The 22,545-nt window shown below is 67.4% G+C and carries 20 protein-coding genes and 1 pseudogene; 8 read left to right on the top strand and 13 right to left on the bottom strand.

Features of this window, described 5'->3' with window-relative positions; translation table 11 throughout:
- Positions 1 to 51: 51 nt before the first annotated feature.
- Positions 52 to 312, top strand: coding sequence for a PAAR domain-containing protein (locus DIE03_RS02300; protein WP_124447055.1), 261 nt, complete (start codon positions 52 to 54; stop codon positions 310 to 312).
- Positions 313 to 314: 2 nt separating this feature from the next.
- A complete protein-coding gene (locus tag DIE03_RS02295; protein WP_124447053.1) occupies positions 315 to 1,736 on the top strand; it encodes a hypothetical protein in 1,422 nt (473 codons plus the stop codon).
- A 32-nt stretch (positions 1,737 to 1,768) separates the two neighbouring features.
- Here DIE03_RS02295 and tssF read toward each other — a convergent pair whose 3' ends face one another.
- The 3 genes from tssF to DIE03_RS02280 form a co-directional block, all read right to left on the bottom strand.
- Positions 1,769 to 3,625 carry a type VI secretion system baseplate subunit TssF gene (gene tssF / locus DIE03_RS02290; RefSeq protein WP_124447051.1) on the bottom strand — a complete coding sequence of 619 codons (1,857 nt, stop codon included), beginning with the start codon at positions 3,623 to 3,625 and terminating at the stop codon, positions 1,769 to 1,771.
- A 278-nt stretch (positions 3,626 to 3,903) separates the two neighbouring features.
- Complete coding sequence (locus DIE03_RS02285; RefSeq protein WP_260434776.1) at positions 3,904 to 4,257, bottom strand: hypothetical protein; 354 nt, start codon at positions 4,255 to 4,257, stop codon at positions 3,904 to 3,906.
- 142 nt (positions 4,258 to 4,399) lie between these two features.
- Entirely contained in the window at positions 4,400 to 5,872 is a 1,473-nt protein-coding gene (locus tag DIE03_RS02280; RefSeq protein ID WP_124447049.1) for a PLP-dependent aminotransferase family protein, read from the bottom strand.
- 164 nt (positions 5,873 to 6,036) lie between these two features.
- Here DIE03_RS02280 and DIE03_RS02275 point away from each other — a divergent pair, with 164 nt between their 5' ends.
- Positions 6,037 to 7,239 (top strand): GNAT family N-acetyltransferase, encoded by a 1,203-nt coding sequence (locus DIE03_RS02275; RefSeq protein ID WP_124447047.1) that lies wholly within the window; start codon positions 6,037 to 6,039, stop codon positions 7,237 to 7,239.
- A gap of 28 nt (positions 7,240 to 7,267) precedes the next feature.
- Here DIE03_RS02275 and DIE03_RS02270 read toward each other — a convergent pair whose 3' ends face one another.
- A complete protein-coding gene (locus DIE03_RS02270) occupies positions 7,268 to 7,765 on the bottom strand; it encodes a DUF3331 domain-containing protein (protein ID WP_124447045.1) in 498 nt (165 codons plus the stop codon).
- A gap of 52 nt (positions 7,766 to 7,817) precedes the next feature.
- Positions 7,818 to 8,158 (bottom strand): annotated as a pseudogene (locus DIE03_RS02265) (MFS transporter); the annotation flags it as partial.
- Positions 8,159 to 8,419: 261 nt separating this feature from the next.
- Between DIE03_RS02265 and DIE03_RS02260 the strand changes: the two are divergent.
- The 4 genes from DIE03_RS02260 (at position 8,420) to DIE03_RS02240 (ending at position 12,619) form a co-directional block, all read left to right on the top strand.
- On the top strand, positions 8,420 to 9,160 hold the full coding sequence (locus tag DIE03_RS02260; RefSeq protein ID WP_124447043.1) for a GNAT family N-acetyltransferase: 741 nt from the start codon (positions 8,420 to 8,422) through the stop codon (positions 9,158 to 9,160).
- Between the two features lie 354 nt (positions 9,161 to 9,514).
- The gene (locus DIE03_RS02250) at positions 9,515 to 10,579 is read left to right on the top strand and encodes a 2,3-butanediol dehydrogenase (RefSeq protein ID WP_124447039.1); all 1,065 of its coding nucleotides are present in this window, start codon (positions 9,515 to 9,517) and stop codon (positions 10,577 to 10,579) included.
- Positions 10,580 to 10,994: 415 nt separating this feature from the next.
- Positions 10,995 to 11,651 (top strand): VC0807 family protein, encoded by a 657-nt coding sequence (locus DIE03_RS02245; RefSeq protein WP_124447037.1) that lies wholly within the window; start codon positions 10,995 to 10,997, stop codon positions 11,649 to 11,651.
- A gap of 101 nt (positions 11,652 to 11,752) precedes the next feature.
- On the top strand, positions 11,753 to 12,619 hold the full coding sequence (locus tag DIE03_RS02240; protein ID WP_124447035.1) for a CPBP family intramembrane glutamic endopeptidase: 867 nt from the start codon (positions 11,753 to 11,755) through the stop codon (positions 12,617 to 12,619).
- A gap of 31 nt (positions 12,620 to 12,650) precedes the next feature.
- On the opposite strand, the gene DIE03_RS02235 is transcribed toward DIE03_RS02240, so the two are convergent.
- The 5 genes from DIE03_RS02235 to DIE03_RS02215 all read right to left on the bottom strand — a co-directional run bounded on the left by DIE03_RS02235 (position 12,651) and on the right by DIE03_RS02215 (position 18,367).
- On the bottom strand, positions 12,651 to 13,631 hold the full coding sequence (locus DIE03_RS02235; RefSeq protein ID WP_124447033.1) for an aldo/keto reductase: 981 nt from the start codon (positions 13,629 to 13,631) through the stop codon (positions 12,651 to 12,653).
- A 159-nt stretch (positions 13,632 to 13,790) separates the two neighbouring features.
- Positions 13,791 to 14,462, bottom strand: coding sequence for a MarC family protein (locus DIE03_RS02230; RefSeq protein WP_059240354.1), 672 nt, complete (start codon positions 14,460 to 14,462; stop codon positions 13,791 to 13,793).
- 127 nt (positions 14,463 to 14,589) lie between these two features.
- Positions 14,590 to 15,390: an enoyl-CoA hydratase-related protein gene (locus DIE03_RS02225; protein WP_124447031.1), complete on the bottom strand. Its 801-nt coding sequence runs from the start codon at positions 15,388 to 15,390 to the stop codon at positions 14,590 to 14,592.
- 38 nt (positions 15,391 to 15,428) lie between these two features.
- The gene (paaK, locus tag DIE03_RS02220) at positions 15,429 to 16,751 is read right to left on the bottom strand and encodes a phenylacetate--CoA ligase PaaK (RefSeq protein WP_124447028.1); all 1,323 of its coding nucleotides are present in this window, start codon (positions 16,749 to 16,751) and stop codon (positions 15,429 to 15,431) included.
- 59 nt (positions 16,752 to 16,810) lie between these two features.
- Positions 16,811 to 18,367: a 3-hydroxyacyl-CoA dehydrogenase gene (locus DIE03_RS02215; protein ID WP_124447026.1), complete on the bottom strand. Its 1,557-nt coding sequence runs from the start codon at positions 18,365 to 18,367 to the stop codon at positions 16,811 to 16,813.
- A 553-nt stretch (positions 18,368 to 18,920) separates the two neighbouring features.
- Between DIE03_RS02215 and DIE03_RS02210 the strand changes: the two genes are divergently transcribed.
- Entirely contained in the window at positions 18,921 to 20,009 is a 1,089-nt protein-coding gene (locus DIE03_RS02210; protein WP_124447024.1) for a calcium:proton antiporter, read from the top strand.
- A 94-nt stretch (positions 20,010 to 20,103) separates the two neighbouring features.
- Here DIE03_RS02210 and DIE03_RS02205 read toward each other — a convergent pair whose 3' ends face one another.
- The 3 genes from DIE03_RS02205 to DIE03_RS02195 all read right to left on the bottom strand — a co-directional run bounded on the left by DIE03_RS02205 (position 20,104) and on the right by DIE03_RS02195 (position 22,410).
- Positions 20,104 to 21,237, bottom strand: coding sequence for a transporter substrate-binding domain-containing protein (locus tag DIE03_RS02205; RefSeq protein WP_124447023.1), 1,134 nt, complete (start codon positions 21,235 to 21,237; stop codon positions 20,104 to 20,106).
- A gap of 20 nt (positions 21,238 to 21,257) precedes the next feature.
- Positions 21,258 to 22,028, bottom strand: coding sequence for a hypothetical protein (locus tag DIE03_RS02200; RefSeq protein ID WP_124447022.1), 771 nt, complete (start codon positions 22,026 to 22,028; stop codon positions 21,258 to 21,260).
- A 136-nt stretch (positions 22,029 to 22,164) separates the two neighbouring features.
- Complete coding sequence (locus DIE03_RS02195; protein WP_124447020.1) at positions 22,165 to 22,410, bottom strand: hypothetical protein; 246 nt, start codon at positions 22,408 to 22,410, stop codon at positions 22,165 to 22,167.
- Positions 22,411 to 22,545 lie beyond the last annotated feature (135 nt).

Genomic DNA, 22,545 nt, shown 5'->3' with positions numbered 1-22,545 from the left:
AAGCAGGTAATAATTTCCCAAATCGTGGCTTGACCATATCAGGAGGAATTCATGACACGCCCGTTCATCGTTCTCGGTGACAAACACAGTCACGGCGGCACCGTGACCAGCGCCTCCACCATTGCCGATATCAAGGGCAAAGGCATCGCCCGGAGAAACGACAAGGTCACCTGCCCCATTCACGGCCCGAACTTCATCGTGGAAGGAGATGACACTGCAATCATCGACGGAAGCGGTGCCGCACGCGACGGGTACAAGACCGCATGCGGGGCCGTTCTGATTGCCGGTCAGTCAACCACGGGCGGCGAGTAAGCATGGCAGCCACGCCGCAGAAAGCATTTCCGGTCGCGCGGATTGCAATTGGCGTCGTCGCAACATTCGCCGTGGTCTGGCTGGTTGTCGCCGCCTGCTGGCGAGCGACCTACCACGTCCCGACCGGGACCGATCTTGTCCTGTATGGCCTGGCGCTGCCCGTCGCGCTGATCGGAGGAACCGCCTGGCTTTTCGGCAAGATCCGCCTGCTGCGCCAGCCGAATCCCGTGGCGGTTGCGTCCACCGCGTCGGCACCGTCGACGAACGGGGATATGCAGCCCGATTCCCCGATGGCCTTGCTGGACAGCAGCGTCCGGTTGCCGGCGGGCGACGATACGGACACGGTGCTCGACACGGCCCTGGAAGGAGCGACAACCCGATTGCATGCCGAACTGAAGCGCGCCGATGGATCCGGGGTATTTGCCGGCACCGTTGCATCGATCTCGGCGCAACGCTTCGACGACAGCCTGTTGCCACCCGCGACCACCGCCGACTGGAGCGATGAACAACGCCGCGCACTGCTGCTCGCCGCGGATGCCATGGACGACCTGATGCAGCGGCACGCAGCCGCCGCGCTGGCGAACGACCATCGCGCATCCGGCGCACCGCCTTTCAAGCTGCACTTGCTCCTTCCCGCGCGGTGGCAGGCCGACGCACCGCAACTCGGCGCATGGCTCGATGCCCATGTTGCCCGCAGCCGCTGGCGCCCCGGCGTCGAACCTGCACGAATCGTCCCCGTTGCGACCGCGGCCGATGCCCTGACGGCAATCGACGCGCTGAATCGGGAGATCAACCTGCACCCTTCCGCGCTTCGGCATATTGTCCTGGCTTGCGAATCACTGCTCGATCCGGGCACGATACGCATGCTCGACAGCACCGACAGGCTCTATGGGCAGAAGCATCTCGATGGTTGCGTACCAGGTGAAGGTGCGTGTGCATTGCTGCTCGCTCATCGGACCGAAGCTTATGCGCAGCCGGCTCCCCATCTCTATCGCGCCGCGGTGGCAGACCGCAACGCCCCCGTCGATCATTCGGACGCGCAGCAGGACGACATCCTGTATCAGTTGATTGAACAAGCACTCGCCCGGCCCGGCCCTTCCCGACACGAAACGTCCATCTGTCAGATTGTCTCCGATACCGACCAGCGCAGCAGTTGGCGCACGGAACTCGTCGGCGCACTCGAAAAATGGCGTGCGGCCTCACCTTCGGCAGCACCCGCCGCCGCACCATCCATGCTCGGGCTCGCCAACGGCGAGAGTGGCGCGGTACTGGTGCTCGGTGCGATCGCCGTCGCCGGCGCTCATCACCTCCGCGAAAAGCAGCCCGTGATCGTCATCTCCAGCAGCGATCCGATTGCCCGCGGTGCCGCGCTCGTCGGGCCGGCGCCGGTAGACGAACACCAAGCCCAGGCCGTCGGCGTCTGACACGGCGCCCGTATCTCCGGCGTTACTCGCCGTCAGAGCAGGAAGTCGGTGCCTGGCCGCCGCGGACATCTCAGGAGTTCACGCCCGCCCCCTTCGCTCGACAACAGCACGAGTTGCGTAAAACCGTTCGTGCTGACGTGCAAGCTCAGGAAATCGTCGAGCATCCGCGCAAACGCATAGATGCCCGTGCCGGCGAAATGTGATTCGTCGATCGTCAGGCGCAACTCGATGCCGCGCACGACACCGGCGCTCGGTCCGACGGGCAGCCACGCGGTCGCCGCTTGTTGATGCAGATCGACCACGCCGTCGATCTGATGCATTGCGGCAGCCACCTTCATCGGATTGTGGAGAGACAGCAAATCGCGCAACGGCTGGGCGCCAGCCATCAAAGCGACGGGACTGAAGGCCAGTTGCGAAATGAGGCGCCACAACGCTCCGTGATCGCGCCTGACGCCTTGAGGCTTCGTCGGTGCCTGCAACAGCACGATGCGCCGCGCGAGTGTCCCGCCCTCCATCATCAGGTCGCCGGTCGCTGCACCATGCTCCAGCTGCTCCGCCAGGTCGCGATTACTGCATGTCAGCTTGAAATCGAGGCCGGGTGGAGGTGGTACAGGTTCGAGCGCACCATTGACGAAGCGCAGCACAAACTCGTTTCCCGGGCCAACCTGCGCAGCCAGCGCATCGCGACCGGCACACCAGTACGTTGCATGCCGCGCCTCCGACCGAGCCGCGTGATTCAACGCATGAAGCGACTCGAACCGAGTAACCGCCGCGCCTCGCGGCGTTTCCCGTGTCTGCTCGACCGCATCGACCGAATACACCTGGTAGCCATGGATGTTCTGCTCGTCGACCACGAGCGGACAAGGATCCGTGCCGGAGGTCCCGTCGAATGCGCCGGAGAGCTTGCCCGCCGTATTGAACAAATTGACGACCGGGGTGCATCCGAGCAGGATGTTATCCGCGCCGAGATTCGCCAGTGCGCGAGCGGCGGGTGAATCCGCCGTCACGTCCTTGAGCAGGATGTGCAGCGTGAAGTGCCGGCCGCCGATCCGCCCGATTTGCCGCAAATCGCAATCGAAGAAGCCGAACTTCTCGGGATAGGCAAAATACTCGGTGAGAAACAGATAGGCCGGGTTCGATTGCTCCGGAAACGGAATCAAGCCGTCCTCGCGCCGCAGTCCGGCAAGCGAGAACGGCACCTGCTCGAGCGCCACCCATTTCCCGCAGTGATCCTGCTCCACGTATGCCCGTAATGCATGCATCGACAATGCATCCCGCAACGATGCGGAAAGCAAGGGATCGCCCTGCGCATACACGCGAATCGAATCGAGATTCAACGCGTCGAGCGACGCATGCGCCGATTGAATGGTGAACGTCAACGAGATCTGCGACGCAGTCTGTGGCGGCAAACGAAGCGCCCGCGGAGCCTGTGCAACCGCCTCGAAGCGCGCGTCGATCAACTGTAACGGTGACAACGCAACATCGTATGCGGTCCGAAACATGATCTTCGTACCGCGCACCGGCCGGCTGTACAACTGCGTCCCCCGACGAATGACGGTCGCTGACGACATCCGCGACGCCCGACTGGCATCGATGTCGAAACGCACAATAGAGCATGAAGGAAACGGCCGCAGGTAATGCGGATACATCGTCTCGATCAGCCCCTCGGCAAATTCGGGATAGTTGTCCTCGATACGTCGGGTAGCGCGCGCAGCAATGAATGCGAACGCCTCGAACATGCGCTCGACGGAATGGTCGCCGCCATCCTTATCTGCGCCTCCGGCCAGCAACAGGCGACTCGCAACCTTCGGATAATCGGCGGCAAATTTACGCGCCCTCTGGCGCAACAGCGTCAGCTCTCTTTCGTAGAAAGGCAGCAGGTCTTCCATGCGCTATGACCCAAGAATCGGATTCTTGTCTGGATCAACGGTCTCTCAACCAACCGAAGCCGCTTCGTTTGTTGATCCCGAGTTTACTGCACACCGACGTCGAACCAGCACACCGCGGCGCATCTTCACCGTCGCTCGTACCCGTACTTTCCCTCATCCGCCCCGTCCGCCTATGCGTATCGACTCACCGCGGTACGGAACGTGCCCGAGCAAGGTGGCAGCGCAGCAACACGCGAATTCCCGCGGGAACCCGGCGAATTCCCGACCGCGGCGACCGCCTACCTCACGCACCAGTAGCGCGACGCAAACTCCTTGTTGATCGAGACGACGACCATCCCGTAAGCGTTGCGCGGCGGCTTTCCTTCGGTGCAGGCGACGCTGTCCGACACCATGTACTCGATATTGCCGCGCTTGAACGTCCAGTCGGTACTGACGCACGGGTCGGTGCCCGCCGTTTCTTCCGTGCCGCCATGCACCTCGACGTCCGGCTTGCGATCAACCGGATGCGGTTTGTTCCAGGCCCGGTAGTCCAGCGTTCCGTTCGCGGCATGATCGATCACGATGTGATGCTTGTCGGTATCGCAGATGAATCCGCCATGGGCCGCTTGCGCGTGGGCGGTGGTCGCCAGCAACGCACATGCAATGCCGGCGAGCGCAATGAATCTGTAAAATTTATGCACATTCGATCGAGAAGAGAAGTGAAATCGGCAGCGATACGGTAGCGGAAATCGACGGCGGCGGGTGAAGCGACTCGCGCGCCCTGCCGCCCGCGCATCACCCCTCGCCCACCCGCCCCGCAATCGCCGACAGCATCAGCAACATCGGCTCGAACGCATCGGCCGACGTGTTGCCGAAACCGAGCACGAGCCCGTTGCCCGCCCGCGCCGCATCGATCGAAAAACCCGACAGCGGAAACGGTCCGATGCCGTGCGCGCGTGCCGCTTCCACGATCGAACGATCGCGATAGCGTGCCGGCATCCGCAACGCGAGATGCAGCCCGCACGGCCCGCCCTCGACCTGGTGCGGCACGCTCAGGCTGCTGTCGAGCGCGGCGAGCAGCGCACGCCGCCGGTCGCGATACAACCGGCGCATTCGCCCGAGATGCCGGCCGTACTCGCCCATCTCGATGAAATCGGCCAGCGCGAGCTGCACATGGCGCGTCCCGCCGCGCAGCATCTCCGGCAGCGCCGGCCGCACGGCGGCCAGCAGCGCCTCGGGCAGCACGAGAAAGCCGATTCGCAACGCCGGAAACATCGTCTTGCTGAACGAACCGAGATAGACGACGGGCGAATCGGGCGCGAGCCCGTGCATCGCGCCGATCGGCTCGCCGGTGTGACGGAATTCGCTGTCGTAGTCGTCCTCGATGATCCACGCGCGATGCCGGCGCGCCGCATCGATCAGCGCGAGCCGGCGCGAGATCGACAGCACGGCGCCGGTCGGAAACTGGTTCGACGGCGTCGTGTAGACGAGGCGCGGCGTCCGCTCGCGCCAGTCGTCCTCTTCCGCGCGCAGCCCCTCCGCGTCGACCGGCATCGGCACGACCTCGAGATCGGCTGCCTGCATCGCGGTGCGTGCGCCGCGATAGCCGGGCTCCTCGACCCACACCGTATCGCCCGGGTTCGTCAGCAACTGCGCGCACAGCGCGATCGCGCCCTGCGCGCCCTCCGTGATCACGATCTGCTCGGGATCGCAGCGCACGCCGCGCGTCACGGCCAGATGGCGCGCGATCGATTCACGCAGCGCGCGCTCGCCGAGCGGGTCGCCATACGCCAGCAGGTCGCGGCCGGCGCGGCGCAGCGCGCGGTCGATCGCGTGCCGCCACGCATCCACCGGGAAATGCGACAGCGCCGGCACGCCCGGCCGGAACCCCTCCGACTCGCCGGCCCCGACGAGGCTCGGGCGAATCCGGCCGAGCCGCTGCGCGACGGCCGGCGGCGCCGCTCGCCGGCGCGGCGGCGCCGGCCGCGACAGCCCGACCACGCGCGTGCCGCGACGGTCGGACTGCAGGAAGCCTTCGGCGACGAGCTGTTCGTAGACGGCGGCCGTCGTGTTGCGCGACACGCCGAGCGTCTCGGCCAGCGCGCGCGTGCCGGGCAGCCGCGTGCCGGCCGGCATCGCACCGCCGAGAATCGCGTCACGCACGCGGCGCAGCAATTGCCGCTGCAACGAAGGGGCGCCCGGCGCACGCGCCAGCGGAGCATCGAGCGGCAGCAACGGCGCGTCGCCGGAAGAAATGGCAGTCGTCATCGGAACATCGCAGCGTGAAAGTGTCGGAACGGCGCACAGGTGACGGCACCCGATCGTGGCACCATAAATTTGCCAATCTCTGGCGCTTCTCATGGTACCTCGCCAGGACTACGATCGTCTGCATGCCGGCATGTCGCCGGCCGCCAACCGAAGCGAGATCGACCTTGTCCACGCTCACCAACGCCTTCCAGCAATCCATCGGCCACCCCGTTCCCGACTGGTCCGCGCGCCCGCGCCCGGAGCGCATCGCGATCGAAGGCCGCTACTGCCGGCTCGAACCGCTCGACGCCGAGCGCCATGCAGCCGACCTGTACGCGGCCTACTCGCAAGCGCCCGACGGCAGGGACTGGACCTATCTCGCGCACGGCCCGTACACCGACGAATCGAGCTACCGCGACTACGCACGCACCGCGCAGGCGAGCCCCGACCCGCTGCACTACACGGTGATCGATCGCGCGACGGGCCGCGCGGTCGGCACGCTCGCGCTGATGCGGATCGATCCGGTCAACGGCGTGATCGAAGTCGGCTCCGTCACGTTCTCGCCGCTGCTCAAGCGCACGCCGATCTCGACCGAAGCGCAGTTCCTGCTGATGAAGTACGCGTTCGACACACTCGGCTACCGGCGCTACGAATGGAAGTGCGACGACCTCAATGAACCGTCGCGCAAGGCGGCCGCGCGGCTGGGCTTCCGTTACGAAGGCACGTTCCGGCAGGCGATCATCTACCGCGGCCGCAATCGCGACACCGCGTGGTTCTCGATCATCGACGGCGAATGGCCGGACGTGCGCGCCGCGTTCGAAGCGTGGCTCGCACCGGAGAACTTCGACGCCGAGGGCAGCCAGCGCCGGTCGCTCGTCGCGATCCGCCACGCGCAGGCCGGCGCGCGCGACGCGGCGGCCCGCGTGAACGACGCCACGCGCGTCACGGTGCGCCAGCTCGTCGCCGCCGACGAAGCCGCATGGCGCCCGCTGTGGCAGGGTTACCAGAAGTTCTACGACACCGCGCTGAGCGACGCGGTGTTCGCGACGACGTGGGCGCGCCTGATGGATCCGGCCGAACCGATGTTCGTGCTGGGCGCATTCGACGTGTCGGGCACGCTGGTCGGAATCGTGCATGCGATCTACCACCGCTCGTGCTGGACCGACGGGCCGTACTGCTACCTGCAGGACCTGTACACGGCGCCCGACGCGCGCGGACAAGGTGCGGGCGGCGCGCTGATCGAGGCCGTGTACGAACGGGCCCGCGAAGCCGGCGCGAGCCGCGTGTACTGGCTCACGCATGAAACCAACACGACCGCACGTGCGCTTTACGACAAGCTCGCGAACAATGCGGGGTTCATCCAGTACCGGCACGATCTGAAGAAGTAAGCCGATCCGCGGCCGGCCGGCGTTCCGCTCAGTCGAGCACGTCGGCCGGATCGCGCGCGTCGTCGTGCTCCGGCACGCCGTCCCGCGCCGTGCCTGCAATGGCAGCCGCAGCCGCACCCGGCACCGACGCCGGGCAGATCATCTCGTCGCCATTGGCCGGCACGGGCCGCCGCACCGGCCGGAACACCGGCTCGCCCGGCTCGATCGGCCGCCCCGACAACGCGCAGCGGCCCGGCTGCAACGCGACGCGCAAGCGCCAGCGTTGCTCGCCGTAGTGGCAACGGCCGCTCTCGACCCATCGAATCAGCAGGCCGTCGTCGCCGGCCTCGAGCACCGTGACGAACAGTTGCGGACGCAACGGCGAGGCCGCCGCCGCGGCGCGATCCGGTACCGGCGCGCGGCCGATCGTCACGAGCGGATGCGCGACAATGCCATCGCGCAGCGACATCGCATCGTGCGCGCCACGGGCACGCGCATTGCACGACACGTCTTCTTCGCAGATCGGGCTTTCCATGATGTTGAGCATGCTTGACGGAATTCCGTGCAGGTTGAGCGGCACCGGCGCACTCAGCGCCGGCCATCGGTTCGCGCAGCAGCGACAGGCCGATCGCGGCGCCGGCCACGGCGGCCGCGAGCATCAGCCCGATGCCGCCCGACCAGCCGAACGCACCGACGATCGCGCCGATCGTCACGGGCCGATCACCTGGCCGAGACAGTTGCCCTGCACGACCCAGCCGATGCCGAGCGGTGCCGGCGACGGCGAAGGCGCGGAGCCCGGCGCGCAGGCCAGGATCGTCGCGGGCAGCATCCCGGCCATCGCCGAGAACGCGAAGCCCAGCGCGACCGCGAACGGCGCGGGCGTCGCCGCACTGAACCGTCCTGCACCGGCCGCGCAGATTGCAACCGACGGCCCGGCAACTGCGCGACGGCAGCGTGGCGGCATCTGCCGCGACAGGCGCTTCGCTCATCTCCACCTCCGTTGCAGCGGCCACGTGCAACGGGATGCCTCACGCGGCCGCAATCGGACTGGCGCACATGATACAAATTGAAGTTCACTTTAAGTAAAGGGGTAACGTGTGCAACGATGCGTTTCGGCGATCGCGGCAATCGGTCGGTGCGACAGCGGCGGCATCCTGATCTAAGCTGTCGGTTTCGCCCCGACGAAGCTGTACACCGACGCATGCCGACCGCCTCCCCCGCTCCCGCCACCCTGTTCGCGCTCGACGAAGCCTGGTCGGCGTTCCCCCGCCGCAAGGCGGCCGTACATGCATTCATCGCCGGGTACTGCGCTGCGCGCAACCGGCGCGATGCACCGCTGCACGACAGTCCGGACGGCCAGGTCGTGCAGTTCGACGGCGGCATGGGCCGGCCTTTCGAGCATTTCATGATCGAGGGCGCGCCCGCGTCCGGCGACGGCCCGTTCGCCGTCGGCGCATGGATCACGCGTTACGGTGCCGTGCCGCTGCCGCCTGTGCTGCACGGCAGGACGCGCCGGCTGTCGGACGAGACCTTCATGGCCGCCGAGATCGACGCGCTGTCCGGCGACGATGCGCTCGCACGCGCGCTCGCCTGCCACACGCCGAACGACATCGACGCGTTCAACGCCAGCGACGCCTTCCCGCCGTTCCAGCCGAATCCGGCCGCGTTCCTGTTCGCGCACCGCCTCGACGGGCAGATTGCCGCCACCGCGCGCTACGGCTTCGCGTCGCCGCGCGATATCGTCGTCGACCGCGTCGGGACTGCGGACGCGTACCGGCGCCGCGGCCTCGCGATGCAACTGCTGGCGGCCATCGTCGCGCACGCGCGGCAACGCGGCGCACAGCGCGTGTGGCTCGTGTCGACCGAAGCCGGTCAGCCGCTGTACCGTGCCGCCGGATTCATGCGGCTCGCGCCGGTCGCGGTGGACGAAGTCGTCGCCTGACACGCATCGAACCGCACCGGCCGCCGCCCGCCGCCGTTCGTCTCACGATTCGTCTCATTGCGTTGAGACGAACGTCCCGGCGTCTCACGCGATCCTCTTTTTCGCACATGCAGCAAATTCCGCGCGGCTTTCTCGCCAGTTCATTTTCGGACAGCGCAAGAACGCATGCTGCGCCGCACGCTTTCTCACACGCTGGATCACCGTAACCGGCACCGCTTCACGCTGGCCCCGTTCCTGCATACCGGTCGAGCGCGCAATCGCGCGACGGGCGCTCCGGCAGCCACGCCATGCGCCCGACGACAACCTGACGGAGACAGCAACGTGAATACACCGGCACCGATCACCGCCCGCAGCATGAAAGCCGCCGTCTGGCGCGGCCGCCACGACATCCGCGTCGAAGAGGTTCCCGTTCCGGAGCGCCCGCCGGCTGGCTGGGTCACGATTCGCGTGCACTGGTGCGGCATCTGCGGCTCCGACCTGCACGAATACGTCGCCGGACCCGTATTCATCCCGGTCGATGCGCCGCATCCGCTGACGGGCCTGAAGGGTCAATGCATCCTCGGGCACGAGTTCAGCGGCGAGATCGCCGAACTCGGCGCGGGCGTATCCGGCTTTGCTGTCGGCGACCGCGTGACGGCCGACGCGTGCCAGCATTGCGGTACCTGCTGGTATTGCCGGCACGGGCTGTACAACATCTGCGAGAACCTCGCGTTCACCGGGCTGATGAACAACGGCGCGTTCGCCGAATTCGTCAACGTGCCGGCCGAGCTGCTGTACAAGCTGCCCGACAACTTCCCGACCGAGGCCGGCGCACTGATCGAGCCGCTCGCGGTCGGGCTGCATGCGGTGAAGAAGGCCGGCAACATCGTCGGGCAGACCGTCGTCGTGGTCGGCGCCGGCACGATCGGCCTGTGCACGATCATGTGTGCGAAGGCCGCGGGCGCCGGGCGCGTGATCGCGCTGGAGATGTCGGCTGCGCGCAAGCAGAAGGCGCTGGAAGTCGGCGCGAGCGTCGTCATCGATCCGAAGACGTCCGACGCGATCGCGGAAGTCAAGGCGCTGACGGGCGGTTATGGCGCCGACGTGTCGTTCGAATGCATCGGGCACACGGCCACTGCGAAGCTCGCGATCGACGTGATCCGCAAGGCCGGCAAGTCGGTGATGGTCGGCATCTTCGAGGAGCCGACGCCGTTCAACTTCTTCGACATCGTGTCGACCGAGAAGGAAGTGATCGGCTCGCTCGCCTACAACGGCGAATTCGCGGACGTGATCCGCTTCATCGCAGACGGCCGCATCGACGTGCAGCCGCTCATCACCGGACGCATCGCGCTCGGCGACATCGTCGCGCACGGGTTCGAGGAACTGGTCAACCACAAGGACCGGAACGTGAAGATCATCGTTCAGCCTGCCGTTTCCTGACAGCGCGCGTATCGCCATTTCGCTGTCGAGCGTCGCCCGCTTCCCGGGCGACGTATTCGGGTACCTCCCGCGCGATTTCCTCCCTGCCGTCATCCGACGCGATCCGCATCCTGTGCGCCGCCCGGACACGCCGTCAAATAATTTTCGCAATCCAAACAATCAAGCACGACGCACCACCGGCCTGACGCGCGATCAGGGTTTCTCCCGATCGGGCACGTTTCGACCGGTGTCGACAGGACGGAGGCGCAAGGCACCACGGTCACGATCGCGCTGCCGGCAGCCGCCAACGCGTGACGAAGCGTGCCACCGCTGCTGCGCGCGATTCTTGGATATACTGGACCGAACCCTTTTCGGGGCGACCGGAGGCCACCACGTCCTTCGCACGTTCGCCCCAACCTGCGTGGAATTGCGCACCGTGAAACCGCGAGCCGGACTGATACTCGAACTTTTCGTCAACCTCGTGCTGCCGTGGGTGGCCTACCGGGTCGCGCAGCCGCAGTTCGGCGATACCGGCGCGCTGTACGCGTCGGCGGTTCCGCCGATCATCTGGTCGATCGTCGAATTCGTCCGCTCGCGCCGCGTCGACGCGGTGGCGGCCATCGTGCTGCTCGGCATCGCGCTGTCGATCATCGGCATGGCGCTCGGCGGCAGCCCGCGTACATTGCTGATGCGCGAATCGCTGGCGTCGGGCACGATCGGCGTCGTGTTCCTGCTGTCGCTGTTCCGCGAGCGCCCGCTGATCTTCTATCTCGCCCGCGCGACCGTGGCCCGCGAGATGGACGGCGGCGCCGCGCACTTCGAAGCGGTCTGGGCCGTGCAGCCGGGGCTGCGGCAGATGCTGCGCCGGATGACGTTCGTGTGGGGCGGCTTCATGACGCTGGAAATGCTGCTGCGCTGCTGGATGGTGATGACCTGGCCGGTCGAGCGCGTGCTGGTCGTGTCGCCGATCGTCGGCTACACCGTGTTCGGCTGCCTGCTGGCCTGGACGTTCTGGTACCGGCGGCGAATGCGCGTGCGCAACAGCGTCGACATTCCGGGCCGCAACGGCGTCACCGAGACCGCAGGCCGCTGACGCCCGGCCTGCCCGCCAACGCCCCGTCGCCATCGGCCCGGCGGCAGTCCCGGCGTGCTGTATGATGCGCGGCGTCCCGTCCGAGCCAAGCCTGTCCCGTCATGTCCCTTTCGCTCCTTCCGTGTGCCACGATCTGGCTGGCCCTGTTCGCGGCCGCCGCATTCGCGTGGCATCGCCCGCTGCACGGCCTGAGCATCATCCTGGCCGGGTTCGGCTATGCCGTCGCGCTGGCGTTCGGCAAGCTCGGGGCAGTCGCACTGGCACCGCTCGCGCTGCTGGCCGCAGCCGCGTGGGGCGTGTGGCCCGCGCGCCCGCTCGCGGTGCGGATCGCCGCGCACGCCGTGTTTGCCGCGCTGGCGGTCGCACTGAGCCTGCATCTGGTCCCCGGATTCCACAACCCGCTCGTGATCGGCCCGACGCGCTTCACGCCGGACGCCGTGCCGTTCACGATGTACCTGAATCTCGACAAGCCGCTGGTCGGCCTGTGGCTGCTGTGGGTGCTGCCATGGGTCGCGCCCGACGTCGCGCTGTCGCGCGCGCTGCGCACCGGCGCGGTGGCGGCCGTCGCGACGGCGGCCGCGTGCCTGGCCGGCGCGCTGGCGTTCGGGATGGTCGGCTGGGCGCCCAAGTGGCCGGCGTCGGGCTGGCTGTGGCTCGTGAACAACCTGCTGCTCGTGACGCTTGCCGAGGAAGCACTGTTCCGCGGCTATGTGCAAGGCGGGCTGACGCGCGTGCTCCGCGCGTTCTCATGGGGCCCGTGGGTCGCGCTCGCGGCCGGCGCGGTGCTGTTCGGCGCCGCGCACGCGGCCGGCGGCTGGCAATGGATCGTGCTGGGCACGGTGGCCGGCGCCGGCTACGGGCTCGCCTGGCGGCGCGGCGGACTGCTTGCGTCCGCCATCGCGCATGCCGGGCTGAACGTCGTCCACTTCGGCCTGTTCACCTATCCGATGCTCGCTGCCGCACACTGAACGCGGTGCGCGGCGGCGCCTGCGATGCCGCTCAGTTGAACCCGGCAACCGCGTGCGGCACGTACGGGCGTTCGAGCGTCGCGATCTCGTCGTCGGTCAGCTTCAGCGCGAGCGCACCGAGTGCGTCGTCCAGCTGCTGCGGCTTCGAAATGCCGACGATCGGCGCGGTCACGCCGTGCTTTTGCGCCACCCACGCCAGCGCGACCTGCGCCCGCGGCACGTTGCGCGCGGCGGCGATCGCCGCCACGGCCTCGACGACTGCCTTGTCCGCGTCGATCGTCGCGTCGTACAGCTGCTTGGCGACGTCGTCCTTCTGCTGCCGTTCCGACGATTCGTCCCAGTTGCGCGTCAGGCGGCCGCGTGCGAGCGGGCTCCACGGAATCACCGCGATGCCTTCGTCCGCGCACAGCGGCAGCATTTCACGCTCTTCTTCCCGATACAGCAGGTTCAGGTGGTTCTGCATGCTGACGAAGCGGGTCCAGCCGTTCTGCCTTGAAATGTGCAGTGCCTTCGCGAACTGCCACGCGAACATCGACGACGCGCCGATATAGCGCGCCTTGCCGGCCTTCACGACGTCGTGCAGCGCCTCAAGCGTCTCCTCGATCGGCGTGCCGTAGTCCCAGCGGTGGATCTGGTAGAGGTCGACGTAATCGGTGCCGAGCCGCTTCAGGCTCTGGTCGATGTCGGTCATGATCGCCTTGCGCGACAGGCCGGCGCCGTTCGGCCCCGGGCGCATCCGGTAGAAAACCTTGGTCGCGATCACGACATCGTCGCGCTTCGTGAAATCGCGCAGCGCGCGGCCGACGATCTCCTCCGACGTGCCGTCCGAATACATGTTCGCGGTATCGAAGAAATTGATGCCGGCTTCGACCGCCCGCTGGATGATCGGGCGGCTCTCCGCTTCCGGCAGCGTCCACGGATGCGTGCCGCGCAACGGCTCGCCGAACGTCATGCAACCCAGCACCAGCTTCGACACGTCCAGCCCGGTCGACCCGAATTTCACGTATTCCATTGCATGCCTCGCCACTCAAGTTGGGATTGCGGCCGGATGCGCGCCGCACATCCGCCAGACGTCGCATGGTATCCCGCATGCCGCGAACGCGTATGACCGCGCGCTGCGTGCAGGCTGCGTGAAAGAATAAACCTCGAAGGATGAACCGGAAGGCGCCGGTTACTTCGCCTGGTCGGCGATCGGCTGCAGGAACGCGGAGAAGCCGGTCAGCATGATCTGCACGCCGATGCACAGCAGCAGGAACGCCGACACGCGCTTCGCGACCTTGGTCCCTTCGCTGCCGAGATAGCGCGCGAGCAGCGCGGAGCGGCTGTAGACCTGCCAGATCACGACCGCGACGAGCACGGAGACGGCGATCGACACGATGCTCGACAGCATGAACTCCGACAGCTTGTGCGTGCGGTTCGCGTTCAGCGCGATCGCGGTGGCGATCGAGCCGGGGCCGACCGTCAGCGGCACGGTCAGCGGGAAGAACGCCCGCGTCATGATCGCGTTCGCGTCGATCGGCTTGACCGGCGTATCGCCGCCGCCGGGGCCGTCGGGCTCGTTCAGCATCTGCCAGCCCGCCACGGCAACCGCGAAGCCGCCGCCGATCCGCAGTGCTTCCATCGAGATCCCGAAGAAATGCAGTACCGGCGTGCCGGCGAAGAACGCGACCAGCAGCACGACGAACGAGTTGAATGCGACCTTCCGCGCGAGCAAGTCGCGCTCGTGCTCGGTCAACGCCTCGGTCCGTTCGAGAAACAGGAACGCGATGCCGATCGGATTGATGATGCCGATCAGGCCGGTGAAGCCGAACAGGATCTCGGAGATAAGGCGGTTGACGATCATCGGGCGAAGCATCGGTCGGGGCTGGGCCGGCAGCGCGCCGGGGGTCACGCATTGTAGAGCAAGCGCCCGGGCCCGAGACGCAATTTGCGGCCGGGCCCGTTTTGCCGCCGATCGTGGTCGCGCCGCCTTACTCGGCGGGCGCCTCCCAGGCCGGCGGCCGCTTCGCGAAGAACGCGGCGAAGCCCTCCTTTGCTTCCGCCATCGCCCGCACGCGGGAGATCGTCTGCGCGGTGAATGCCGCACGCTCTTCCGACGGCGGATACTCGCCGATCGCGTCGAAGAAGCGCTTGGTCTCCGTCAGCGCGTTCGGGCCGTTGCGGCCCAGTTCGGCAAGCGTCCGGTCGAGCGTTGCGTCGAGCGCATCGAGCGGCACGGCCTGGTGGATCAAGCCGATCGCCACGGCCTCGGCGGCGCCGAGTTGCGTCGCGGTCAGCGCAAGTCGGCGTGCCTGGCGCTGGCCGACCGCCTCGACCAGATACGGCCCGATCACGGCCGGCAGGATCCCGAAGCGTGCCTCGCTGACCGAAAAGCGCGCATGGTCGCTCGCGATCACGATGTCGCAGGCCGCGCACAGGCCGACGCCGCCGCCGAACGCATGGCCCTGCACGCGTGCCACCGTCGGTTTCGGGCACTGCCGGATCGCGCGCATCATCGCGGCGAAGCGCTCGGCGTCGCGCAGGTTCGCCGCCGCGTCGTTCGCGCTCGCGCGCTGCATCCATTGCAGGTCGGCGCCCGCGCAGAACGCACGACCGTCCGAGCGCAGCACGATCGCACGCACGTCGTCGCGCCGGCCGAGCGCCGTGAACGCGTCGGTCAGCTCGGCGATCATCGTCTCGTCGAACGCGTTGAGCACGTCGCCGCGCTGCAGCGCGACGGTCGCGATGCCGCGCGCATCGACCGCGACGGCCAGGGTCTTCAATCCATCCATCGAACAGGTTTCCTCGGGTAGAACGGCCACTATCGGAATCACGCAGCCTGGCGGCGGTCGATCACGCGCCGCGCCTTGCCGGTCGCGGTCGCGGGAATCCCGCCGGCCGCCAGCACCGTCACGCCGGACGACACGCCGACCATCGTCTTGATCCGGTGCTGCAACTCGCGCGCAAGCGCCGCGCGATCGCCGTCGGTGACGGACACGGCCACCTCGGAGCGCAGCTCGACCGCGAGGTCGAGGCGGTCCATGTGACCGTCGCGCGACAGCGTGATCTGGAACTGGCCCGACAGCTGCGGCAGCGCGACGACGATCTCCTCGATCTGGCTCGGGAACACGTTCACGCCGCGCACGATCAGCATGTCGTCGGAGCGGCCGGTAATCTTCGCGAGCCGGCGCATCGCGCGCGCGGTCGGCGGCAGCAGCGCGGTGAGGTCGCGCGTGCGGTAGCGGATCACCGGCATCGCTTCCTTCGTCAGCGACGTGAACACCAGCTCGCCCTGGCTGCCGTCGGGCAGCACTTCGCCCGTCACGGGATCGATGATCTCCGGGTAGAAATGGTCTTCCCAGATCACCGCGCCGTCCTTCGTCTCGACGCATTCGCACGCGACGCCCGGGCCCATCACTTCCGACAGCCCGTAGATGTCGAGCGCGTCGATGCCCACGCGCGTTTCCACTTCCTCGCGCAGCGCCTGCGTCCACGGCTCGGCGCCGAAGATGCCGATCTTCAGCGACGACTCGGCCGGGTCCATCCCCTGCCGCACCATCTCGTCGATCAGGTTGAGCATGTACGACGGCGTGACGAGGATGATCTTCGGCTCGAAATCGCGGATCAGCTGCACCTGCTTCTCGGTCTGGCCGCCCGACATCGGCACGACCATGCAGCCGAGCCGCTCCGCGCCGTAGTGAATCCCGAGGCCGCCCGTGAACAGCCCATAGCCGAACGCATTGTGCAGCGTGTCGCCGGGGCGGCCGCCGGCCGCACGGATCGAGCGCGCGGTCACGTTCGCCCACGTATCGATGTCGCGCGCGGTGTAGCCGACCACGGTCGGCTTGCCGGTCGTACCGCTCGACGCATGGACGCGCACGACCTGCTCGCGCGGCACCGCGAAGAGCCCGAACGGATAGTTGTCGCGCAGGTCGCTCTTCGTCGAGAACGGGAATTTCGCGAGATCGGCGAGCGACTTCAGGTCGTCAGGATGCACGCCGGCCGCGTCGAACGTGCGGCGATAGTGCGGGACGTTGTCGTACGCGTGGCGCAGCGACCACTTGAGGCGCTCGAGCTGCAGCGCCTGCAGTTCGTCGCGGCTGGCGGTCTCGATCGGCTCGAGGGCGGCGGCAGGATGCGTCGGGTGAGTCATCGGGGTGCTCCTCCAATGGAGTGATGTCGTTATCGTGTTCGAAGTCACGGGGCCGGCGGCTACGACCGGAACGCGCGGCCGGCCGCATGCAGCGCGGCGAGCCGCGGCGACACGCGATAGCGGTCCTCGCCGTAGCTCGCCGCGAGGTTAGACAGCACGCGATGCACGCGGCCGATGCCGATCGCATCGGCCCACGCGAGCGGGCCGCACGGGTAGTTCACGCCCTTCTCCATCGCGAGATCGAGATCGGCGGGCGAGCACACGCCCTGGTTCACCGTGTCGGCCGCCTCGTTCGCAAGCATCGCGACGGTGCGCATCGCGACCATCCCCGGCACGTCGCCGACGCCGACGACGCGCAAGCCCGCCTGCTGGAACAGGCCGACCGCATCCGCATAGGCCGCGTCGCTGCACTGGAGCGCACGCGTCAGCGCCACGAGCCCGGCCTGCGCGAAATCGCGCGCAAGATCGACGAGCACGAGATCGGCCACGCCAGCCTGCGCGGCGCGGACGGTGGCCGTGCGGCCGTCGGTCAGCGCGATCGACGCGCGGCCGGCCGTCGCGAGCAGGTCGTCCGCCTGCGCGCCGGCCTGCCGGGCACCCGCGATGCGTTCGGCGAAGCGCGCCTGCAACGCCGCGGCCGGGCCATCCTGCGCGTACAGCACGACGTCAGCCGGCGCATCACGCGGCGGTTCGAGATCGGGCGCGGGCGGCGTCGCGCCGTCCGCATACGAATAGAAGCCGCGCCCCGACTTGCGCCCGAGGAAGCCCGCGTTCACGAGTTCCTGCTGGATCAGCGACGGCGTGTAGCGCGGATCGTTGAAGTACGCGCGAAACACCGATTCGGTGACCGCGAAGTTCACGTCGTGGCCGATCAGGTCCATCAGCTCGAACGGCCCCATCCGGAAGCCGCCGGCTTCGCGCATCACCGCGTCGATCGAGGCCGGCGTGCCGCCCTGCTCGTTCAGCACGCGCAGCGCCTCCGCGTAGTACGGCCGCGCGACGCGGTTCACGATGAAACCGGGCGTCGATTTCGCCATCACGGGCTGCTTGCCCCATGCGGCGGCGGTCGCATGGAGCACTTGCGCGACCTCGGGTGCGGTCGCCAGCCCGCTGACCACTTCGACGAGCGCCATCAGCGGCGCCGGGTTGAAGAAATGCAGCCCGGCGACCCGCTGCGGCACGCGCAGCCCGGCCGCGATCGACGTGATCGAGATCGACGACGTGTTGGTCGCGAGCATGCACGCGTCGTCGACGTGGCCTTCGAGCGTCGCGAAGATCTCGCGCTTCACGTCGAGCCGCTCGGCTGCGGCCTCGACGACCAGCGCGGCGCCCGCGAAGTCGGCCAACGCACGCACCGCGCGGATCCGGTTGCCGGCCGCGTCGGCCTGTGCCGGTTCGAGCCGGCCTTTCTCCGCGAGTCGCGCGAACTGTGCGCGGATGCCGGCCAGCGCCTTGTCGCAGGCTGCTTCGCTCAGGTCGTACAGCAGCACCGTGTGCCCGGCCGCGGCCGCGACCTGCGCAATGCCCGCGCCCATCGCGCCGGCGCCTATCACGCCGACGACGGCCGACGGCGCCAGCGCGCCCGAGTTCACCGATTGTGCAGAGGAAACAGCCATCGCTTGCGATCCGTCATGAAGTGGAGGTGCGAGCGATTATAAACCGACCGGTCGGTAGATTTATGTCAGGGCGTGCCCGAATTCGTCGTGCAAGAAACTGTTTCGGAGACTGCAAAGGTAAAAAAACTGAAAGATCGGGGCACTTTTTATCAACCGAAAGGTCAACGTAAGCGTTCGAATATGAGATAGTGACCCCCGAACGCCTGATAAAATTCGACAAACCGCCGGATTTCAGGGGGAAACCGCGTGTCACGTCGCCACCGCCGTCCATCGCTGGCCGCCCTTTCGGGGTCGGGACCGGCCCTCCGGCCCGCGCGTCGTCACGTGTACCGCCTCGCCGTCGGCGGGCAGCCGCATCGAACCACCGTTTCATCCAGCGACGGGCTTCGGCCCGCCCGCGCCCCTCGCCGCCTCACGGCAGCGAATCCAGGGCAGCGCCGTTGCGTGCTGCCACCCTTCTGTTTCATCGTCCTCGTTCGGCGGATAGTACGGCCGGGCTTCGTCAACCCGTGACGGCGCGTCGCGCGCCGCCACTCGCATAAGGAAACCCTCCATGCCGCACTCGTCCAACCAGCTCCCGCGCTGGACCCTCTGGGCCCCGCTTGCCGCCTGGCTGGTACTCGCGCTGTCGCGCGTCGTGCCGGCCGAAGGCCTCGTCATCGCGGTGTTCGCCGCCGCGCTCGCCGGCGCTGTGTTCGCCGCCGTCCACCATGCGGAAGTCGTCGCGCACCGCGTCGGCGAACCGTTCGGCACGCTCGTGCTCGCGGTCGCCGTGACCGTCATCGAGGTCGCGCTGATCGTGTCGGTGATGCTCGGCGCGGGCCCCGAGAAATCGGGCCTCGCGCGCGACACCGTGTTCGCCGCGGTGATGATCATCTGCAACGGCATCGTCGGCATCTGCCTGCTGGTCGGTGCGTGGAAGCACGGCGAACAGGACTTCCAGGGACGCGGCGCCAGCAAGGCGCTCGCGGTACTCGCGTCGCTGTCGGTGCTGTCGCTCGTGATGCCGAACTACCTGAGCGCCGCGCCGGGCCCGTTCTTCTCGAAATCGCAGCTCGCGTTCGCCGGCGTCGCATCGCTCGTGCTGTACGGCGCGTTCGTGTTCGTGCAGACCGTGCGACATCGCGACTACTTCCTCGCCGAGCACGACAGTGCAAACGAGGCGGTGCACGCGGCGGCGCCGAGCAACCGCACCGCCGTGATCAGCATGATCCTGCTGTTCGCGAGCCTCGTCGCGGTCGTGCTGCTCGCGAAGCTGCTGTCGCCGGCCGTCGAGCATGCGGTGCTGAAGCTCGGTGCGCCCGAAGCCGCGGTCGGCATCGTGATCGCCGCGCTCGTGCTGTTGCCGGAAGGGCTCGCGGCCGTCACCGCCGCGCGTGCGAACCGTCTGCAGACCAGCATGAACCTCGCGCTCGGTTCGGCGCTCGCGAGCATCGGGCTCACGATCCCGACCGTCGCGGCCGTATTCATCTGGGTCGGCCAGCCGCTCACGCTCGGCATCGGCGCGATGGAAACGGTCCTGCTCGCGCTCACGCTGCTGGTCAGCACGCTCACCCTCAGCCAGGGGCGGACGACGGTGCTGCACGGCGTCGTGCACCTCGCGCTGTTCGCCGCGTACCTGTTCCTGTCCATCACCCACTGACGTCCGAATGCACGCGGCCCGGCGGATCAACACCGCCGGGCCGCGTGACGTCTTTCACGCCCCTTCGCCTTCCTTCATTCACGCCACGCCGCGGCTACCGGGCCGGAATCACGAGATGCTGGCCGGCCAGGATCAGGTTCGGGTTCGCGAGGTTGTTGCGGCGCTGGATCTCGCGATAGCGCTGGCCGCTGCCGAGCTTGCTCGCCGCGATCAGGTTCAGCGTGTCGCCCGCCTTCACCACGTACGTGAGCTCGCCCGATGCGGCCGCGGTCGTCATCGCCTGGTCGCTGACGAAGTACTTGCGCAGCAGCTCGAGATACTGCGGCGACTGCCTGAGCTTCGCGATCGCGGCGTTCAGGTAGATCAGCAGGTCCTGGTCGTCGGCGCGCACGCCGATCTTGTACGCGATGTTCGAGCCGTCGAGCTTGGTCACCGCGAATTTCAGGTCGGTGTTTTTGATCGAGCTGACCGCAAACGGATAGTCGTAGATGAACGCGTCGACCGTCCGGCCGTCGACGCTCTTCGCGATGAACGCCGGATCGGAATCGTCGACCTCGACGAAGTGCACGTTCGGATACTGGCGCGTGACGAACGCGCGCACGTCGGGGTCGCCCTTCAGGATGCCGACCGTCTTGCCGGCGAGATCGTCGGTCGAGCGGATCGCCGAGCCCTGCCGCACGATCAGCGAATAGCCGAAATCGTCGACGTACGGCACCGAATAGACGATGCCGGCCGGCGAGTTGTCCGGGAACGTCAGCCCGTCCATCGCGACGTCGACCACGTGGTTCCCCTTCGCATCCGTATCGAGCAGCTGCTTCGGCACACCGGGGTACGTATCGACCTCGTGATGCGTATCGACGACGACCGGCTTGCCGCCGTGCGAGAACGACGGATCCGCGAACAGCAGCCGCGCGAATTCGACGTTGAAGCCGTGCGGTGCGCCCTTGTCCTCGCCGAAGAACGGCTCGCTCGGATTCTGCACCGAGATCCGGACGATGCCGTTTTCCGCAATCGATTTCAGCGTGCTGGCCTGCGGCGTGAAGCCGGCCGGCAGCACGTTGGCCGACGGCGGCGTCTGCGCGGGTTGGCCGGTGTCGACATTTTGCGCGGACATCGACGACGGCGCCGCGTCATGCGCGGGAATCAGCGTCGACAGGCCGCCCTGATGCACGATCCATACGCCGACGAGCACGACCAGGAACGCAATTGCGCCAAGAAGTTTTTTCATGGTTGAGGGCCTGCGGGAAGTTATTGTTGTTTGGACGGCAACTGGGCGGGGTTCGCCGCATCGAGCCCGGGCGCGCGGCCACCGTTCAACACCGCCTGCTGTTGCGCCTGCTTGACCTCGGGGTTATCCATCAGCGACGTCTCCATCTCGGAGAACGCCTTGTTGACCGAGCGCATCACCGAATCGACGGCCACGTCGGTCTTGATCTGCTCGAACGTATCGGACGCCTGCCGGCCCGCGAGCTTGTTCATCTGCTGTGCCGCCTGCGACATGTCCCACATCGCCTTCGCGCGGTCGATCGCCGACGCGAAATTCTTCAGTTCGACCTGCACCTGCTTGTAGCGGCCCTCGCGGAACGCGAGCAGCTGCTTCATCGTGTCGAGCTGCGCCCGGAAGCGCGGCGCGTCGTCCGGGTACTGCTTCTCGAACAGCTCCGTCTTGCTCTCGAAGTTCTTCACCTCGGTACGGAACGCGGTGATGCTGTCCGCGAACTTCTGCGCGTCCTGGCGCTTTTCCGCGAGCTGGTTGATCAGCGTCTCGATCGGATTCGACTGCGCTTCCTCGACGATCATCTTCACCTTCTGGTTCGCGAGCTTCATCGCGACGACCGGCGCCAGATAGATCGCGCCGAGACCGATCACGCCCGCCGCGACCAGCGCGATCACCCCCTTCAGGATGAACAGCGCGGCCGGTGCCGCGATCGCGACGCCGGCGACGATGATCGCCCACTTGATCAGCTTGACCTTGCCACTCCCCGAACTGCCGTTTGCTTCATTTGAAAGCTGCGACATGAGTTTTTCTCCTTGAACCTCGAACCGGACTGCGTACGTTTGCTTTTTCAGATGCAATCGAAATGCTTCGGACTCCGGTGCCGCCCGGCAATCAGGAAAGCCGGCGGCGCAATACCAGGACGGACGCGTGCGGGCGTCACGAGACGCCGGTGTAGGCGCCGTTCGGGATGCGGTGATCGGGGGTAGCGGGCGGCGGTGCGATGCGGCGGGCCGGACCGGCGCCGTTCATCGTCGCGGCCAGCGCGCGGACGGGAAAGCGTACCGGCGCGCAGGTACGAACGGGATGACGGATACGTGACGCGACGGGCGTCGGTCGAAGCGTCGTTGCGGCGCGCGGATGGATGCGGCGCCGGTATTCCGGTACGAGGGCGTAAAGGCTCATCGTTGTTCTTTTGCGTGTCGCGGGTGCAGGAACCGCGCGGCCGGCGCGTCCCGCTCCAAATGCACGGACGTATCCTGCGCCGACCGGCATGCAGCGTCAAGCGGTCGGCATGGAGCCCTTCGTCGGGCTGACAGC

The sequence above is a fragment of the Burkholderia sp. Bp8992 genome (genome assembly GCF_003853705.1).
GTDB lineage: Bacteria > Pseudomonadota > Gammaproteobacteria > Burkholderiales > Burkholderiaceae > Burkholderia.
Note: the sequence above shows the minus strand (reverse complement) of the source record. Positions and strands in the feature narration are given on the sequence as shown.

What these genes read in the sequence shown, in the direction of transcription:
- DIE03_RS02300 (WP_124447055.1), top strand. Translation starts at nt 52, where the DNA reads ATGACACGCCCGTTCATCGTTCTCGGTGACAAACACAGTCACGGCGGC.
- DIE03_RS02295 (WP_124447053.1), top strand. Translation starts at nt 315, where the DNA reads ATGGCAGCCACGCCGCAGAAAGCATTTCCGGTCGCGCGGATTGCAATT.
- tssF (WP_124447051.1), bottom strand. Translation starts at nt 3,625, where the DNA reads ATGGAAGACCTGCTGCCTTTCTACGAAAGAGAGCTGACGCTGTTGCGC.
- DIE03_RS02280 (WP_124447049.1), bottom strand. Translation starts at nt 5,872, where the DNA reads ATGACGACTGCCATTTCTTCCGGCGACGCGCCGTTGCTGCCGCTCGAT.
- DIE03_RS02270 (WP_124447045.1), bottom strand. Translation starts at nt 7,765, where the DNA reads ATGCTCAACATCATGGAAAGCCCGATCTGCGAAGAAGACGTGTCGTGC.
- DIE03_RS02260 (WP_124447043.1), top strand. Translation starts at nt 8,420, where the DNA reads ATGCCGACCGCCTCCCCCGCTCCCGCCACCCTGTTCGCGCTCGACGAA.
- DIE03_RS02250 (WP_124447039.1), top strand. Translation starts at nt 9,515, where the DNA reads ATGAAAGCCGCCGTCTGGCGCGGCCGCCACGACATCCGCGTCGAAGAG.
- DIE03_RS02240 (WP_124447035.1), top strand. Translation starts at nt 11,753, where the DNA reads ATGTCCCTTTCGCTCCTTCCGTGTGCCACGATCTGGCTGGCCCTGTTC.
- DIE03_RS02235 (WP_124447033.1), bottom strand. Translation starts at nt 13,631, where the DNA reads ATGGAATACGTGAAATTCGGGTCGACCGGGCTGGACGTGTCGAAGCTG.
- DIE03_RS02230 (WP_059240354.1), bottom strand. Translation starts at nt 14,462, where the DNA reads ATGATCGTCAACCGCCTTATCTCCGAGATCCTGTTCGGCTTCACCGGC.
- DIE03_RS02225 (WP_124447031.1), bottom strand. Translation starts at nt 15,390, where the DNA reads ATGGATGGATTGAAGACCCTGGCCGTCGCGGTCGATGCGCGCGGCATC.
- paaK (WP_124447028.1), bottom strand. Translation starts at nt 16,751, where the DNA reads ATGACTCACCCGACGCATCCTGCCGCCGCCCTCGAGCCGATCGAGACC.
- DIE03_RS02215 (WP_124447026.1), bottom strand. Translation starts at nt 18,367, where the DNA reads ATGGCTGTTTCCTCTGCACAATCGGTGAACTCGGGCGCGCTGGCGCCG.
- DIE03_RS02210 (WP_124447024.1), top strand. Translation starts at nt 18,921, where the DNA reads ATGCCGCACTCGTCCAACCAGCTCCCGCGCTGGACCCTCTGGGCCCCG.
- DIE03_RS02205 (WP_124447023.1), bottom strand. Translation starts at nt 21,237, where the DNA reads ATGAAAAAACTTCTTGGCGCAATTGCGTTCCTGGTCGTGCTCGTCGGC.
- DIE03_RS02200 (WP_124447022.1), bottom strand. Translation starts at nt 22,028, where the DNA reads ATGTCGCAGCTTTCAAATGAAGCAAACGGCAGTTCGGGGAGTGGCAAG.
- DIE03_RS02195 (WP_124447020.1), bottom strand. Translation starts at nt 22,410, where the DNA reads ATGAGCCTTTACGCCCTCGTACCGGAATACCGGCGCCGCATCCATCCG.